Origin of the sequence: Brevibacillus laterosporus (assembly GCA_007833815.1) — a bacterium.
Classification (GTDB): domain Bacteria; phylum Bacillota; class Bacilli; order Brevibacillales; family Brevibacillaceae; genus Brevibacillus_B; species Brevibacillus_B laterosporus_D.
Genome location: CP033464.1, coordinates 3,851,223 through 3,866,224 on the forward strand (window position 1 = coordinate 3,851,223; position 15,002 = coordinate 3,866,224).

Consider the following 15,002-nt stretch of genomic DNA (forward strand, 5'->3'; position numbering starts at 1 on the left):
GTTTCTGTTCCTTTTCGCTTCACTTTTAGGAAGTCGGGTTAAAAAGAGTGAAAGTTTTTGTTTAGTCTCCACTAGGAAGATCAGACAGATGTTAGATACCAACGTAATTTTTCTTTGTCTTGAAGAACAACTTTCATGATGATCATCCTTTCTGAATTTGGCCAATAAAAAAAGATGCAGCATAAGCTACACCCTTACATAAAGTTGTTTGTTACAAATACCAACTATAATGCGTCTTTTGTTTTGCATGTGAATGTAAATCCTAATCCGCCCCAGGTATTTGATACTTCTGGAACGCCTCCAGCTTCTTTACAATCTTGGGACTGCATTTCAGTAAGTTTGTAGTTTCTAACATGGTGAAAGTTCAAAAAAGTAAAACAAACCGCAACAAAGACCATGATCAACAGGGGATAGATCATTCTTTTTCGTTTACTTTTTATTGTCTGATTTTGCATTTGACATCATATCCAATGCCAGGAAAAGTGTTTTTTACTTCTGGAATCCCCCCTGCATCTTTGCAATCTTGAGCACGTCTTTCAGCCATATCAGAATTTCTTTCATGGACTGTATAAACCGTATAAGTGGTAGCACCTGCTGTTACAATCGCTGCAATGGCCCATATTACAGGGAGAATGCCTTGCTGCTGCTTAGTAATATTGATTGGTATAGCTCCATGATCTGCTGCTGAAATTGACGCCGGACCTAATACTAGAGAAGAAGACAAGATCGATAACGACAAGATGACTGAAAGGAAAATGGAATTACCTTTAAACATTTTTAAATCCTCCTAACAATGTTATATTTTTGTTCATAATATGGATTCTACAGTTTATTGGTAATTCCCCCTGGTAATTCCATATGTTTATTTTTCCTATGATGATTTTTACTAATATTTATGCTCAATGTGAGATGCAATTAAAGTTTATTGAAGATATGAAACAAGAATTAAAAATAAATACGTAAACGGAAAGGGAGGATTCTCAATGGAAATTTCGCTTATTTCAGAGAAAACGAAAAAGGCAGCCCTATTTGTTGTTGCTTTAGCAGTATTCACTGATATGCTTATCTATGGATTAATTGTGCCAATCTTGCCTAAATACGTCACATCACTAGGGGCTTCTCAAACGGCTATCGGATTCCTGTTCAGTAGTTATGCCATAACGCTTTTAATCGCAACTCCTGTTTTTGGAGCATTATCAGATAAGATTGGAAGAAAGGGGCCTATGCTATGAGGATTATTAGGCTTGGGAGCTGCAACAATCTTATTTGCTTTTGCTGACAGCTTTTGGATACTCGTTATCGCACGCTCACTTCAAGGTCTTGAAGTGTGTTAGAACCCACACTTCCACTACATTTACAGAAGGTTCTAAGTGCAACACCTGGTGTTATAGGTCTGCTATTTGCTGTTCCAACTCTAGCTTATGGCTTACCAACTCCAATTATTGGTACAATGTCTACTCGTATTGGACACATGAAAGCAATTATTACAGGTCTAATTATGGTGGCTATTGCACTACCCTTGGTTGCTCTTCCGAATATGCTTTGGGTGCAGGTGTGCGCTCTAGCCTTTTTAGGAATCAGTATGGGAATGGTTCTTGCACCATGCCTTCCACAACTCGCAGATATTTCACAAAAAAGTGGTATTAATTCATATGGAATTACATTCGCTCTTTATAATACGGCTTATTCAATCGGTATGATGATTGGGCCAATAGCTAGTAGTACAATAGCAGATGCATTTGGATTAACAATATCCTACATGACAATAGCCGCTATCGTTCTACTATACATGATATTTTTAACTACAACTTCGCGATCTCAATGATATAGTTGCGGATTCCCCCCTTAATAAAATAGTTGTTTACGAAATAAAAGAGATGTTTATTTACGAAAAAAGCACATTCAGATAATCGATCTGAGTGTGCTACTTAATAACAATGCTCGGTGTGGGTGCCGGTTTGATAGCAAAAACCCCCGATTCACGAGCGTATTTCATTTCTTACTTATGATCAGGTAGAGGACATTCTACTACTTCATCTATGGGTTACTTCATTTCGCCTCCACCACTGACAGGCAGATAACTTCCTGTTAGATAGGCACTATCATCACTAATGGCTTTTGCAATATCCTCAGGCTGTCGCATCTGTCTCTACTAATCCTGGAGAGACAACATTTGCTGTAATGCCTTGACCTCCCAGCTCTTGGGCCCGATCGATGCTTTTTTTGGAAGTCAGCAGAGTTTAAGGAGCAACGGGGCTGAATCATTTAATGTTTCTTTCCTAACCACGTCAAAAAAGCGAGAAGCCCTGCACCACTCTGTCTACTCGAACAGAATGCTTACAGTAACCCCTCGCTTTACCTTCCTTCTCTATATTTATTACTATTCCTTCTATACGAACCTATGATCCTAATCCTACTTTTTGTTCCTGTACTTCCGGCAGCATTTTCCCTTCAGTCAGATAGTTCATTACCGCCGAAATAAACAGCTTGCCCGTCACAAGCATGGAGCGCTCATCCACGTCAAACATGGGATGATGATGTGGATAGGTTGCGTTAATTTCTGGATTTCGTCCACCCACATAGAAGAACGTACCAGGTACTTTCTGTAAATAATAAGCAAAATCTTCAGCACCCATGCGAGCTTCTAAGACTTTCGCTTGCTCTTCACCTACCAAAAGCTTTGCGAGTTGATGGATACGCTCTGTTTCTTTCTCTTCGTTACATACAGCAGGATAGCCGCGCTCATATTCGACCGTAACCGTTGCCCCAGCACCTTCACAGGTAGTTTTGGTGATTTGTCTAAGTGAGGTTTCGATCGTTTGCCGGACATCCTCATTAAATGTACGTACGGTTCCAGATAAGGAAACCGAATGTGGAATTACATTAAACGCTTTGCCCGCTTGAAAGCTTCCCACTGTCAACACTGCCGCTTGAAGAGGATCGACGCGTCTACTGACGATTTGCTGAAGATTTAGTACCAATTGGCTCCCAATCACTAACGGATCAATCGTTTTATGCGGATAAGCGCCATGACCACCTTTACCAGTTATTTGAATGGAAAAAGAATCGGCCGCCGCCATGAGATAGCCAGCTTTTACACCAACAACTCCTACAGGATGCTCAGAAGAAACATGGGCACAGTAAATAACATCTACTCCGTCAAGGCATCCCGCTTCAATCATCGAGATCGCTCCACCCGGTAACAACTCTTCAGCAAACTGATGAATAAATACGACGGTCCCAGGCAATTCTGCACGATGCTCACTTAAAACCTTAGCAACTCCCAATAATCCTGCGGTGTGAACATCATGACCACATGCGTGCATCACACCTGGTACACAGGATTTATATGCTACTTCTTTTTCATCTTGGATGGGAAGAGCATCAAAATCAGCTCGCAAAGCAACCGTCTTACCTGGTTTCCCCCCTTTCAAAATTCCCAATACACCATTCCCACCTACACCTGTTTTTACCTCTAGCCCTAATTTTCTTAAATATTCTGCTATTTTTTTAGGCGTTTTAACTTCTTGAAAGGAAAGCTCTGGATACATATGCAAATCTCGACGAAAATCAACTAGTTCAGGGAAAAGCTGTTCCAAACGATCAAACATTGGTTGTAGCATCAGAAAAACACCATCCTTTGATTTTTTGGCTTACCATTTTCGCTTCCAGTCCGCTCACTTGAATAATTGTGTGTATTATCCGTTACCGGGGTCTGGGCTACCGCTCCAGCCAAGCATACAAGCGCTGCCCATACTACTCTCATATTACTATACGCTTTGTGCTTTTTATAATCAACAGAAAATTCAATCTATATATTATCCTATTTTATCGTAGAGAAAAGGAGGATCGACGCTTTGTGAAAACGGGCATCAATCCTCCTACTTTTCTTTTCTATCATTCAAGCTCTTGCCAGTTTGCCGGATACGTAACATATAAGAACTTGGCATAAGTAGGGACAGAGAACTGAATGCTTGTATTTTTGGGAATCAGGATAATATCGCCTGCGTGTCCGATAACACGACGGCCATTAATTACAATTTCTAGCGTTCCCTCTATAATATAATCAATTTCATCATATTTCAGAGTCCAGTCGAATGTGGTCTCTTTCATTTCCATCATCCCACACCCAAGGCGAGGACTCTCTTGTAAATCAAAAGCATCTTTTAAATAGACGCGATCATTTGGTTTTCCCGTATCGAAGAGGTCCAGTTTTAAGGTGTTTAATTTAACAGACATTACACCACTTGGATCAATATTCTTTTCTACTGAATCCGGTGATTTGTTTAGTTGCTTCAGTTTTTCCAAAACAATTTTACGAACTAACGCTTCAAGGGATGCTGTATCCGATTGCATTTATTTCTCCTCACTTTCCGCCGTTAGCTTTGATTTGGAAGCAATCAAAATGGCCACTAACACGGCAGTGATTCCACCCACCAATTTCCCCACAATCATTGGGAAAATCAGACCTTTTTCCACACCGGCTGTAAAACCCAAATGATCCCCAAAAGTAAACGATGCACTAACTGCGAAGGCGATATTTATTATCTTCCCTCGTGTATCCATCTCTTTTAAAATGCCAAACATCGGAATATTATTGGCAAGCGACGCTACCAGTCCTGCTGCTGCTTTGTCATTCATGCCAAGTAATGAGCCCAATTTGAGCAATGGTTTTTGGAAAACTTTAGTTATCACATATACCATTGGAAATGCACCAGCTAGTACAATAGCAATAGAACCGACAATTTCAATACCATCCCAGATAGGAGCCATACCGGGAATAATGACTAAACCCGTTAACGTTTCAATAATAATAGCTCCTAGTGCTAGCGTAATAACAATAACAACCCCTTTGCCAAAAACGCTAAAGCCTTTTATCATTCCATTTGGGGCTAGCCATAGTCCAATGCCAATAATTAGTGCTACCAGAATGATTGGCACCAGATTGCGTAAAATCATCCCAGGGTCATATCCCGCAACCAATCCACCTACCAAGCACCCAATGGGAATGGTCATAATTCCGGCCAGAACCCCCGTAGCAAGGTATTTACGGTCTTCTTTTTCAATGATGCCAAGTGCAACAGGGATGGTAAATACAATAGTAGGACCAAGCATAGAACCAAGTATGATACCAGCAAAACGTCCTGCTTCTGGATTGCTTGCCATCTGCATCGCTAAAGGATATCCTCCCATGTCGTTTGCTAATAAAGTGGTGGCAAACATGGCAGGATCAGCGCCTAAGGCTGTATATAAGGGCACAACGATCGGTTTTAATAGCGTCGCCAGCACAGGTGCCAACGAGATGACCCCCACCATTGCAAGCGTGAGCGATCCCATCGCCATAATCCCTTCCTCGAACTTATCACCCAAATGAAATTTATTATCTAGACATTTGTCAATTGCCCCTAATGCCATGAAGATTACCATTATGTAAATGATAATTTCATTGATGCTCATACACTGTCCTCCTTATATGAGTCTCTCAGCTCATAACTATCTATAATACCAACGATCGTCGCATCAACGGGCGCTTTTACTTGATCAAAAGCAGCTCTTGCCGAACCACCTTTCGTTACCAGTACCAAATCACCAATGCCAGAGCCTGCAGCATCCGCTGCTACAAAGGTTTTCGACGATTCACCACCAAAGATTTCGGAGGGGGCAACAATCATAAGTTTGAGACTATCTAATTTTGCATCTTTTCTTGTGGCCCAAACGTTACCAATGATTCTTCCAATAATCACTCGTTTTTGCCCTCCTCCTTCATTTTCTTGACAGTAATATGATTTATTCGTATGAAATCTTTAGCCAGTGGAGTTAAGATGGCATTCGGTAAAATGGTAAACGAATGTGCTCCTAATAAAAATAACTTTTTTAACACAGATTCAGATATAACCTTCTGTTTTATATGCAACACTTCTTCTGAGGTCTCTGTTACGTTACTATTCCCATCCAAATGAATGTAATGCTCTTCTGCACGATTTGAATGTGAAGTTTTAACTGAGATAGGTAAAAGATGAATATCTCCTCTTTTGATCAAATTCACTCCATATGTGATTAGCTTCTGTTCGTAGGATTGATACAACTCATATAAATGAGCTGGAGCTGTTTGATGATAATGTCGATACTCGATGCCTTCTTGTAACAGGTACACTTTTTTACCTTGTAACAGCGCCTGAATAATTACGTTATCAGTGGCAACAAGCCCTAATGCAAGTGAAGCTAGCGTGTAACAATGTAATCCTGTTAGCAGGATGAAGGAAAAAGATTGAACGTCAAATTCTGATAGGCCATCAGTCCACTCTTGCCTAGACATCAGATCATCAATCACAACAGAATGGGCGTCAAATTTTCCAGTGAGAATAGACTTTACTGCGAGCCATTCGCTTTCATTTGGAGAAAATACTAGTATTTTGGGCTTTTTCTCCACATGGAGTGCATCCAATCGAGTTAAAACCTCGCTGGTAATTGCTTCTATCAGTTGTTTTATTTCCAAACTCGTCACTTCCTAACGAGTCTAGCAACCGTATCTTTTCGATAGCCACACGCATTGGCTTCATCGTAATCAATATGCATAAACGTACGAAAATGTGGACTTACCCGAATGGTTACTTCTTGAAAAGTAACTGGTCTTGTTCCAAGTACTTCCACGCATACATTTTCCCTATCTGAAAGCCCAAACCATTGAGCATCCTCAACCGACATGTGAATGTGCCGCTTGGCAATGATCGCAGCTTTGACTGGAACGGATGCATGCTGCGTAGCCAACGTAATCTCTGCACTTTCTGCTAAATTTCCTGATTCGCGAATAGGTGGCTTAATTCCTAAAGTAACTGCATCTGTTAAAGAAACCTCCACTTGTGTATTTTGCCTTTCAGGTCCCAGTACAGCCACATTCTTAATCGTTCCTTTAGGACCGATCAAATCTACTCGCTCCACGCAACTAAATTGCCCTGGTTGGGACAATTCTTTTGCTTTTGTGAGAGAATATCCCTCTCCAAATAAAATATCAATGGTCTTTCGAGATAAATGCACATGTCTTCCTGAAGCTTCAACGGGAATGAGTAGTTTCTGCTTAACCGCAGCTACCACTTTTTCCACAATTTGATTAATTTCACTTTTTGTCATTTCTTCACCTTCTTTTGAGTCATGTGCTTGTACATGATTATCAAAAAGCAACTGCTGATACGGTTAATGGCCTCAATTAAATCAGGTCTTTGGTTGATCCCATCTTCATTTACATATGTTTGAATAGATACAATTTCTAATTCTCTTGATCGTGTTCGTAACGCATATAACTCGATAGCTGACTCTCCCATTTGATAATGTAAAACAGGAGGAGATATCCCGAAATAGACTTGAGGATGGTGCGCCATTTCCTGAAGGTCGTAGCTATTCATGCCTAGAATTGAAATCTCTGTCAACGCTTCGTCCATCTGATCTGCCCGAAGCACCTCACGGACAAACCCCAGCATTCCCTCCAAATCCTTTACAAGCTCCTCTTTATTTCTCTTTGCCATTTTCGCCTGTAAACGAAGTATTTCAGCTATAAGAGTTTCCAGTTTACCTTGAAAAACAATACGACGATGGGTTTTTGACACCAAAGTTGTTCCATGCAGAAAAGTCAAATGTTCTGGTTTGTGTTCCAGATAGCCACCATTCAAACATTGATATCTAGGAGTAAAAGTTGACAGCTCCTCTTTTTCTCCCTCTTCCAAAGAAGAGGAAAGGGAAGTAGGCAAGTTGTCATCTACTTCAATGAGCTTGATGGCTTTTTCCGACATAAACTGCTTGGCTGAAGGGGTAATAATTGTACCTTTAGGAACTGTATATTCGCATATACTCTTCTTTTTTAGAGCGTTTCTTAACTCACTCTCGGTCAGCACACTCATAGGTTATTCCTCCACATATCATGTAGAGAGGGCATACTATCCGCTATAGCTTTTAAACGCCGATACATTTATCATCGACCGAAAGCTGTAAGGGATAGTATGTTCCTGAAATTAGGCTTGTTGTTGTTGTTTAGACTTGGGAAGAATGCTATCCACCTCAGTGTGTGGACGTGGAATAACGTGTACAGAAATCAGTTCTCCAATACGTTCTGCTGCTGCTGCTCCAGCATCTGTTGCTGCTTTTACTGCACCAACATCTCCGCGAACCATCACAGTTACTAAGCCGCCACCCACTTGTTCTTTACCAACCAGTTCTACATTAGCTGCTTTCACCATGGCGTCAGCTGCTTCAATTGCACTTACAAGTCCTTTTGTCTCAATCATTCCTAATGCATTTGTACTTGCCATTTCAATTCCTCCGTTTTTTCATGTCATCTTTTTTACAGTTAAAATGCTAGGAGATGCAGTTGCTGTGCTTCAAATCCGCTAGGACTTTCTGGATTATGACATTTACCACATCATCAGTGACCCCAGATCCTCCCTGCGTGTTGCAAGTTGCTTGATGTGGACGTAAATCCTCCAGCTCCCTAACCCCATAAGCAATACGGCGGATATTCAGTAAATTCATAGGTCCTACGTTATCTGAAGTAGAGTTATTGCCCACTGCTCCACAGCCCAAGGTTAGAGCAGGAACTAAATTGGTTGTACCCCCGATTCCTCCCAATGCTGCTGGTGTATTTACCAAAAAGCGGGATACAGGTTGACGTAAACCAAAATAACGAATGACATCCTCGTCTTGCGCGTGAATAATACAGGTATGACCTGCTCCCTCATTTAATAAAATTTCCACACATAGATCACACGCCTTCTCCATGCTGTCAGATGTGTAGAAACCTAGAATAGGAGCCAGTTTTTCCCGAGAGAACGCTACTTTATGGCCAATTTCGGTTTCTTCCCCAATTAGAAGTCTTGCTCCAGTGGGAACCGTTATCATTGCCAAATTGGCTATATGCTTCACGCTTTTCCCAACGATTTGTGGGTTCATAGACCCGTTTTCTCGCATAATGAATCGACCAACTTTTTCCTTTTCATCCGGAGTTAGAAAATAAGCTCCCTGCTTTTTAAATTCTGCTATTACTTTCTCTTTCATGCATCTTTCAACGACGACCGACTGCTCGGAAGCACAAATTGTTCCATTGTCAAAGGTTGAGCTATCTAAAATACGCTTAACAGCATTCGATAAATCAGCAGATTTGTCAATGTAAGCAGGGCCATTACCAGATCCAACACCGATTGCTGGGGTTCCAGAACTGTAGGCTGCTTTTACCATTGCAGAGCCGCCTGTTGCTAAAATCAACCGAACGTCTTTATGCTTCATCAACTCATTGGTTCCTTGAATGGTGGGCATCTCCATACAAGTAACGATATCTTCCGGTCCGCCAACAGATGTAACTGCTTCCCGAATAATTTTTATGGTTTCCAAAATACATTTTTTCGCGTTTGGATGGGGTGAAAAAATGATGGAGTTCCCTGCTTTAATGGAAATAAGAGACTTATACAGCACGGTTGAGGTCGGGTTTGTGGATGGAATTAACCCGGCAATCACTCCTACTGGCACACCTACTTCGATGACTTTTTTCGCTGTGTCTTCCTTTAAAACTCCAATGGTCTTCATATCCTTGATATGCTCATACACTACTTTGCTTCCAAATAGGTTTTTTATCACCTTATCTTCTCTGATACCAAATCCAGTTTCTTCCACCGCTATCTTTGCCAGAGACTCAGCATTTGCAACACCTGCATTTGCAACTGCTTTTACAATTGCGTCGATGTGTTCCTGAGACATCTGGCTCAAGGCATATTGAGCATTCTTCGATTTCTTGATGAGATTTCTCACTTCTTGTACAGAAAGTAAGTCTTTATCAGAAAGCATCATGTTGTTACTCCTTCTTTATGCAATTTGGTAATCTCCTGAACAAGTTGAGTTTTTTTAGCCTGTTTCAGTTGTTTGTTGTTAATGCTAACGATTCCTAGCTTTTTCGCTTCCTCCCTTAACTCACTTACTGTCATATTCTGCAATTGTTCCACCGGGCTATTGCGGTCTATGGTTGACATGTCAGTTCCCTCACCCACTTCGCCAGCAGAGCGTGCCGAGCTAGTCAAATTGAATGTGGATAAAAGTTCCTGTTTTGGAATCGTTATAGCCTCCATCGAGGAAGAACGCGTTTCCTTATCAAAGAGTTGTGTACCTTCGTTTGTCGTTAATTTTTCAGCTACTGGTAATGTCTTAGTCGTTGATGGTGCTTGAGTTATTTGTGACGCTTGATTGATACTTTGTGTTTGGACTGGTGTAACATTTGGCTGCTTAACCATTGCATATAAACTATCATCTGGATTAGGGATCACATGTTTAGAAATCAGTGTGCCAAATTTGTTCACCGCTTCCGCCCCTGCTTCCACAGCAGAGGTAATCGCTGATACATCTCCATGGATTTTTACGGTAACAAGACCGCCCTTTACTTTCTCTAAGCCAATCAAGTTAACATTGGCTGCCTTCATAGCTGCATCTGCCGCTTCTATTGACGCTAACAATCCTTTTACCTCAATGAGCCCTAAGGCACTATTTTTCATAAGATCACCTTATAATTAGTAACTCTGTGGATTTTCAGCAACGTATTGGACAGCTTCAGCAAATGCATCACATGCTGCTTTACAGGCAGATTGACTGCCTGTTAGTAGAGCACCGCCAAAGTTAGTCTCGGAGGGTGGTCCGTAAAAGGTAGCCATCTGAACATCAGCCGCTTTCAAAGCAGCATCAAGGGCATACATTGCTTCCAGAGGCGGCGCAATCAAGTAGGCAATCGCTTCTGCATCCTTCAGATTAGCTACCTCGGTAAGATATGTTCCTGGTCGGGAGACGCAATGAGCGTAATAAGCGATAGAATCATCGTCATTAGCACTAATAAAATGAGCTCCATTGTTAATGAAGTCAACCGCCGCATTTAAACCACTACGAATTTCTGCTGGATTAGGGCCAGCCAGTATTCCAATTACTTCGCCAGCCAGTTTAGAGTTAGCATTGGCTGCCCCTGCGTACATTGATTTGGCGTAAACGACATCAACAGCTGCCTCCTTAGTCGCTTCATCCAAAGCGGTATAGGTTACATCATCGCTATCAGCCGTCAAAATCCCTAAACTTTTTTGGTTTGGTTGCAACCGAAATGCTTTTGCCATATCGGGAGCCACATTTGGGATGATTTTTACACTCAACACATTCGCCCGAAGTGCATCATTCTTCATTCAAATTTCCCTCCTAAGGATAATGGGAAGTTTATAGTTTTAGATCGATTCCACTTGCTTTTTTCTCCAACATGGTCTTAATCAATTCTGCAATATGTGCACCTGCTTCTACAGAAGGTGTTCCGCCTTTATGAATATTAGAGATTACTGTGCGCCGTGCTTCTGGCATGTTAATTGTGGCCTTGTAAGCGATATAAGCACTCATTGACTCTGCTGTGACCAGACCTGGACGCTCACCAATCAGCACACAAGTTACATCGGCCCCTACTATCTCAGAGATTTGATCCATAGCGCCAACACGGCCCAATTTTACAAAAAACGGTGTTCCTACCTGAATTTTATAGCCTTCCAACCCTTGAATGATGGCTGGCAAAATATCCTTCGCGTTTGCTTCTACCGCAGCGGAGCTTAACCCATCAGAAACAAAGATTTGAACTTGTGGCTGCTTCTGGCAGTTTTCCTTAATCTTTTGCAAACCTTCATCCGATATTTTTCGGCCTAAATCAGGTCTGGTCAAATATTCATCCTTATCCTTGCAAAGCGTCTGTACGGTAAATAGATTCATATCTTTTAAGAACTGTTCATCTACATTAGAAAACACGGCATCCTGCGCCGCAGCATGGTCAGCACGAAAGCGCAGTATGGTTTCTGTCTTATAACGCGGCCCTGCACGCCAGATTCCGAGACGAGCAGGCGTACGTTCTTTCATTTTTAAATAGCCCTTTGCATCTAGTGGATTTGGCACCAACAATTGTTTTTTTAGATCAATTTTCGTAATATCATCGATGGTTCCATCAGAAGGCATCTGCTGCTGCACAACCCAGCCACCGCCAACGTTGGATTCAGGTCGTGGCTTGGCAGATTTAATTTCAATTTTTCCTTCCGTTTTCTCTACACCAGTATTGGAGGTCATTTCCGCTAAAACCTGTTCTACTACTTGTCTGATGTCATTTTCCTGAAGCATGTTCTAGCCTCCATTCCTTTACGCTAGGAAAACAGATGCATCCCCAGCACGTTTTGTTAGCTTTCCATTCTCAATGAATCCCATTTTTTCCATCCACTTTTCAAACTCAGTAATTGGTCGTAAATGAAGTAGCTCACGCAGAGTTGCTGTTTCATGGTAACCAGTTGTTTGATAGTTCAACATAACGTCGTCTCCATGTGGAATACCCATGAAATAGTTACAACCAGCTGTAGACAGCAGAACCGCCAAGTTCTCAATATCGTTTTGATCCGCTTTCATATGGTTGGTATAGCAAGCATCGCATCCCATGGAAATACCGGTCAGTTTGCCCATGAAATGATCTTCTAGACCAGCACGAATCACTTGCGTACTGTTGTACAGGTACTCAGGTCCAATGAAACCAACCACTGTATTTACTAAGAACGGATCATATCTCTTAGCGAAGCCATAGCAACGCGCTTCCAACGTTACCTGATCAACACCATAATGGGCTTCCGAAGACAGTTCAGAACCTTGTCCTGTCTCAAAATACATGACATTCGGTCCTGTCGCTGTTCCTTCTCTTTGTGCCAATTGACGTGCCTCTTCAATCATGTCTCCTGAAATCCCAAATGCCTCATTTCCTTTTTGGGAGCCAGCGATACTTTGGAAAATGAGGTCGGCTGGGGCTCCTTTACGAATAGCTTCCATCTGGGTAGTCACATGAGCTAACACACAGTTTTGTGTGGGAATCGACCACTTTTGCTTAAAATCTTCAAATCTCTTCAATACCCGACTTACGCTTTCAACAGAGTCATCTACGGGATTTAAACCGATAACAGCATCACCAATACCAAAGGTAAGCCCTTCCATTAACGAAGCTGTAATTCCATCAGGATCATCTGTTGGATGGTTAGGTTGCAATCGAGCTGACAGAGTCCCCTCATAGCCAATCGTTGTATTACAGTGGGCTTGGATGCGAATTTTACGGGCGCCGTAAATTAAATCCAAATTCGACATAAGCTTAGTAACTGCCGCAACCATTTCACTGGTTAATCCTCGACTGATCCTCTTAATGTTTTCCTCCGTGGTATTTTCATCCAAAATCCATTCTCGTAGCTCAGAAACTGTCCAGTTTTTTATTTCGTTATAAATTTTTTCGTTGACGCCATCTTGAATAATACGTGTCACTTCGTCTTCTTCATAGGGTATCGCTGGATTGTTACGTAATTCAGCCATTGTAAACTCACTCAACACAATCTTGGCTGCCACCCTCTCTTCAGAGCTTTCTGCAGCGACGCCAGCCAATTTATCCCCTGATTTTTCTTCGTTTGCTTTCGCCATGACATCCATAACATTTTTGAATTGATAGGCATTGCCGAAAAGATTTGTTTTAAGTTTCAACGTCGTCACCTCATAACTGTTAGGAATGAAATACTAGAGTCTTAATGATCACAGGTAGCACACGGCCATTTGCCAGTGGTTTTCCTATGTCGATGTAATCGCCGTTTTCTAATCGGATACTATCAATGCATATAACTTCTCGAGAAAATTGCAGTTGCTTATGCATGGTTTGACCTAACACTTTGGCAAAATCCATTTCGACAATAACCACTAGCGGCAAATCTACTTTTATCAAAGCTTCCATTCCACCGATTAAGGCTTGTGAAAGCTCCTGAATCTCTGTGAAGCTTGGACTTTTTTTCCCACGTATAGCAATGGCGACAGGTTGCCATTCATTTTCCAGAATGAACCAGCGCAATTTTTCTTTTAAGACATCTTGTAGATGAGCGAAACCTTGCGACTCATCCTCTTCCGTCAGCTTTAAAATGGGCAGATTTTTCATAGGAAAGTTTTCTTCTGTGTATGTAATGGTGCTACCACTAATCTCCGTTGTATGCGTACCTGCTCCCACCACAGTTGCCCGGATGGTTTCTACGGCTTGCACCAGTTTTATTTTTTCGCAGAGAGTGGATTGGCGAATCGCTTGTCCTAGCAAAATTCCTATATCCCCGTAAGCAAGTACATCATTTGTTTCCGGATGATAGACATAATCAGCCACCCCGCCAGAGAAAGAGATATATTGGGGACGTATACTGTCGTCGATCCCGTGATGAGTTACGATGGTTTGATAAAATGGAGTACGGTGTATCAGATTAACTGACTGTTCCAGTAGGCTTACCATCTCAATAACTACTTTACGCAACTGCTCTATATCGGCTGTATCACCTTCTTTCATATGTAGTTCCCTCTCGCTGATTAACTGCTTGATTTTATCTGCGATGTAGATAATTTTCCCTGAAGAAGGATCTATTTTGATGAGTCTACCGCCAATGTCCAGACACCCCGTACTAACCAACTCTCCTTCGTGAAATACCGCTAAGTTGGTTGTACCACCACCAATATCTAAGTTGACAACGGTAGCGCCCTTTTCTTCCGATACTTTATCTATTCCAGCACCCTTGGCAGAAATAATGGATTCCAGATCTGGACCTGCCGTTGCTACAACAAAATCCCCGGCAAAACCACTCAAACGCTGCAAAACATCTCTTGCATTTTGTTTTCGAGCGGTCTCACCCGTGATGATGACCGCCCCTGTTTGCACGTCTCCAGGTTGAACATGCGCTCGCTGATACTCTCTTTCTACAATTCTGCGTACCTCGTCGCTATTAATCTCGGTTTGCGAAAGTAACGGAGTAAAATGAATATCACTTCGATAGATAATCTCCTTATCCACGATTTTTATTCGAGGAACTCCAAAAGCAGATGCTGTATTCTCGATGCCGATCTTGCTAAACACCAACTGTGTGGTTGATGTCCCAATGTCAATCCCGACACTCAGCACTTCTTCTCTCATCCTGTTACCA

16 protein-coding genes and 2 pseudogenes are annotated in these 15,002 nt (G+C 41.8%); 1 reads left to right on the plus strand and 17 read right to left on the minus strand.

Annotated features, from left to right (window positions below):
- Positions 1-224: 224 nt before the first annotated feature.
- Both EEL30_19115 and EEL30_19120 read right to left on the minus strand, forming a co-directional pair.
- Complete coding sequence (locus tag EEL30_19115) at positions 225-455, minus strand: hypothetical protein (protein QDX94207.1); 231 nt, start codon at positions 453-455, stop codon at positions 225-227.
- The gene (locus EEL30_19120) at positions 437-775 is read right to left on the minus strand and encodes a hypothetical protein (GenBank protein ID QDX94208.1); all 339 of its coding nucleotides are present in this window, start codon (positions 773-775) and stop codon (positions 437-439) included. Before EEL30_19120 ends, EEL30_19115 begins: the two co-directional genes overlap by 19 nt.
- Before the next feature lie 208 nt (positions 776-983).
- Here EEL30_19120 and EEL30_19125 point away from each other — a divergent pair.
- Positions 984-1,825 (plus strand): annotated as a pseudogene (locus EEL30_19125) (MFS transporter).
- 219 nt (positions 1,826-2,044) lie between these two features.
- On the opposite strand, the pseudogene EEL30_19130 reads toward EEL30_19125, so the two are convergent.
- From EEL30_19130 to eutA, 15 genes and pseudogenes are all read right to left on the minus strand, one after another.
- Positions 2,045-2,207, minus strand: a pseudogene (locus EEL30_19130) (short-chain dehydrogenase).
- Between the two features lie 192 nt (positions 2,208-2,399).
- A complete protein-coding gene (locus tag EEL30_19135) occupies positions 2,400-3,623 on the minus strand; it encodes an amidohydrolase (GenBank protein QDX94209.1) in 1,224 nt (407 codons plus the stop codon).
- Between the two features lie 274 nt (positions 3,624-3,897).
- Positions 3,898-4,356: a DUF861 domain-containing protein gene (locus EEL30_19140; protein QDX94210.1), complete on the minus strand. Its 459-nt coding sequence runs from the start codon at positions 4,354-4,356 to the stop codon at positions 3,898-3,900.
- Complete coding sequence (eutH, locus tag EEL30_19145; protein ID QDX94211.1) at positions 4,357-5,457, minus strand: ethanolamine utilization protein EutH; 1,101 nt, start codon at positions 5,455-5,457, stop codon at positions 4,357-4,359.
- A complete protein-coding gene (locus tag EEL30_19150; GenBank protein QDX94212.1) occupies positions 5,454-5,744 on the minus strand; it encodes an ethanolamine utilization protein EutN in 291 nt (96 codons plus the stop codon). The genes eutH and EEL30_19150 overlap by 4 nt, the downstream gene beginning before the upstream one ends.
- The gene (locus tag EEL30_19155; protein QDX94213.1) at positions 5,741-6,496 is read right to left on the minus strand and encodes a hypothetical protein; all 756 of its coding nucleotides are present in this window, start codon (positions 6,494-6,496) and stop codon (positions 5,741-5,743) included. Before EEL30_19155 ends, EEL30_19150 begins: the two co-directional genes overlap by 4 nt.
- A 5-nt stretch (positions 6,497-6,501) precedes the next feature.
- On the minus strand, positions 6,502-7,128 hold the full coding sequence (pduL, locus tag EEL30_19160; protein QDX94214.1) for a phosphate propanoyltransferase: 627 nt from the start codon (positions 7,126-7,128) through the stop codon (positions 6,502-6,504).
- On the minus strand, positions 7,125-7,892 hold the full coding sequence (locus tag EEL30_19165) for a cobalamin adenosyltransferase (GenBank protein QDX94215.1): 768 nt from the start codon (positions 7,890-7,892) through the stop codon (positions 7,125-7,127). The genes pduL and EEL30_19165 overlap by 4 nt, the downstream gene beginning before the upstream one ends.
- Before the next feature lie 111 nt (positions 7,893-8,003).
- Positions 8,004-8,300: an ethanolamine utilization microcompartment protein EutM gene (eutM, locus tag EEL30_19170; protein ID QDX94216.1), complete on the minus strand. Its 297-nt coding sequence runs from the start codon at positions 8,298-8,300 to the stop codon at positions 8,004-8,006.
- Between the two features lie 46 nt (positions 8,301-8,346).
- The gene (locus tag EEL30_19175; protein QDX94217.1) at positions 8,347-9,828 is read right to left on the minus strand and encodes an acetaldehyde dehydrogenase (acetylating); all 1,482 of its coding nucleotides are present in this window, start codon (positions 9,826-9,828) and stop codon (positions 8,347-8,349) included.
- Positions 9,825-10,523 carry a BMC domain-containing protein gene (locus EEL30_19180; GenBank protein ID QDX94218.1) on the minus strand — a complete coding sequence of 233 codons (699 nt, stop codon included), beginning with the start codon at positions 10,521-10,523 and terminating at the stop codon, positions 9,825-9,827. The genes EEL30_19175 and EEL30_19180 overlap by 4 nt, the downstream gene beginning before the upstream one ends.
- A 15-nt stretch (positions 10,524-10,538) precedes the next feature.
- On the minus strand, positions 10,539-11,192 hold the full coding sequence (eutL, locus tag EEL30_19185; protein QDX94219.1) for an ethanolamine utilization microcompartment protein EutL: 654 nt from the start codon (positions 11,190-11,192) through the stop codon (positions 10,539-10,541).
- Between the two features lie 31 nt (positions 11,193-11,223).
- A complete protein-coding gene (locus tag EEL30_19190; protein QDX94220.1) occupies positions 11,224-12,156 on the minus strand; it encodes an ethanolamine ammonia-lyase subunit EutC in 933 nt (310 codons plus the stop codon).
- A gap of 18 nt (positions 12,157-12,174) precedes the next feature.
- A complete protein-coding gene (gene eutB / locus EEL30_19195) occupies positions 12,175-13,539 on the minus strand; it encodes an ethanolamine ammonia-lyase subunit EutB (GenBank protein QDX94221.1) in 1,365 nt (454 codons plus the stop codon).
- A gap of 19 nt (positions 13,540-13,558) precedes the next feature.
- Positions 13,559-14,992 (minus strand): ethanolamine ammonia-lyase reactivating factor EutA, encoded by a 1,434-nt coding sequence (gene eutA, locus EEL30_19200; GenBank protein ID QDX94222.1) that lies wholly within the window; start codon positions 14,990-14,992, stop codon positions 13,559-13,561.
- Positions 14,993-15,002: the final 10 nt, after the last annotated feature.

Excerpts from the sequence above, each read along its gene's own strand:
- EEL30_19115 (QDX94207.1), bottom strand. The coding sequence starts at position 455 with ATGCAAAATCAGACAATAAAAAGTAAACGAAAAAGAATGATCTATCCC.
- EEL30_19120 (QDX94208.1), bottom strand. The coding sequence starts at position 775 with ATGTTTAAAGGTAATTCCATTTTCCTTTCAGTCATCTTGTCGTTATCG.
- EEL30_19135 (QDX94209.1), bottom strand. The coding sequence starts at position 3,623 with ATGCTACAACCAATGTTTGATCGTTTGGAACAGCTTTTCCCTGAACTA.
- EEL30_19140 (QDX94210.1), bottom strand. The coding sequence starts at position 4,356 with ATGCAATCGGATACAGCATCCCTTGAAGCGTTAGTTCGTAAAATTGTT.
- eutH (QDX94211.1), bottom strand. The coding sequence starts at position 5,457 with ATGAGCATCAATGAAATTATCATTTACATAATGGTAATCTTCATGGCA.
- pduL (QDX94214.1), bottom strand. The coding sequence starts at position 7,128 with ATGACAAAAAGTGAAATTAATCAAATTGTGGAAAAAGTGGTAGCTGCG.
- EEL30_19165 (QDX94215.1), bottom strand. The coding sequence starts at position 7,892 with ATGAGTGTGCTGACCGAGAGTGAGTTAAGAAACGCTCTAAAAAAGAAG.
- eutM (QDX94216.1), bottom strand. The coding sequence starts at position 8,300 with ATGGCAAGTACAAATGCATTAGGAATGATTGAGACAAAAGGACTTGTA.
- EEL30_19175 (QDX94217.1), bottom strand. The coding sequence starts at position 9,828 with ATGATGCTTTCTGATAAAGACTTACTTTCTGTACAAGAAGTGAGAAAT.
- EEL30_19180 (QDX94218.1), bottom strand. The coding sequence starts at position 10,523 with ATGAAAAATAGTGCCTTAGGGCTCATTGAGGTAAAAGGATTGTTAGCG.
- eutL (QDX94219.1), bottom strand. The coding sequence starts at position 11,192 with ATGAAGAATGATGCACTTCGGGCGAATGTGTTGAGTGTAAAAATCATC.
- EEL30_19190 (QDX94220.1), bottom strand. The coding sequence starts at position 12,156 with ATGCTTCAGGAAAATGACATCAGACAAGTAGTAGAACAGGTTTTAGCG.
- eutA (QDX94222.1), bottom strand. The coding sequence starts at position 14,992 with ATGAGAGAAGAAGTGCTGAGTGTCGGGATTGACATTGGGACATCAACC.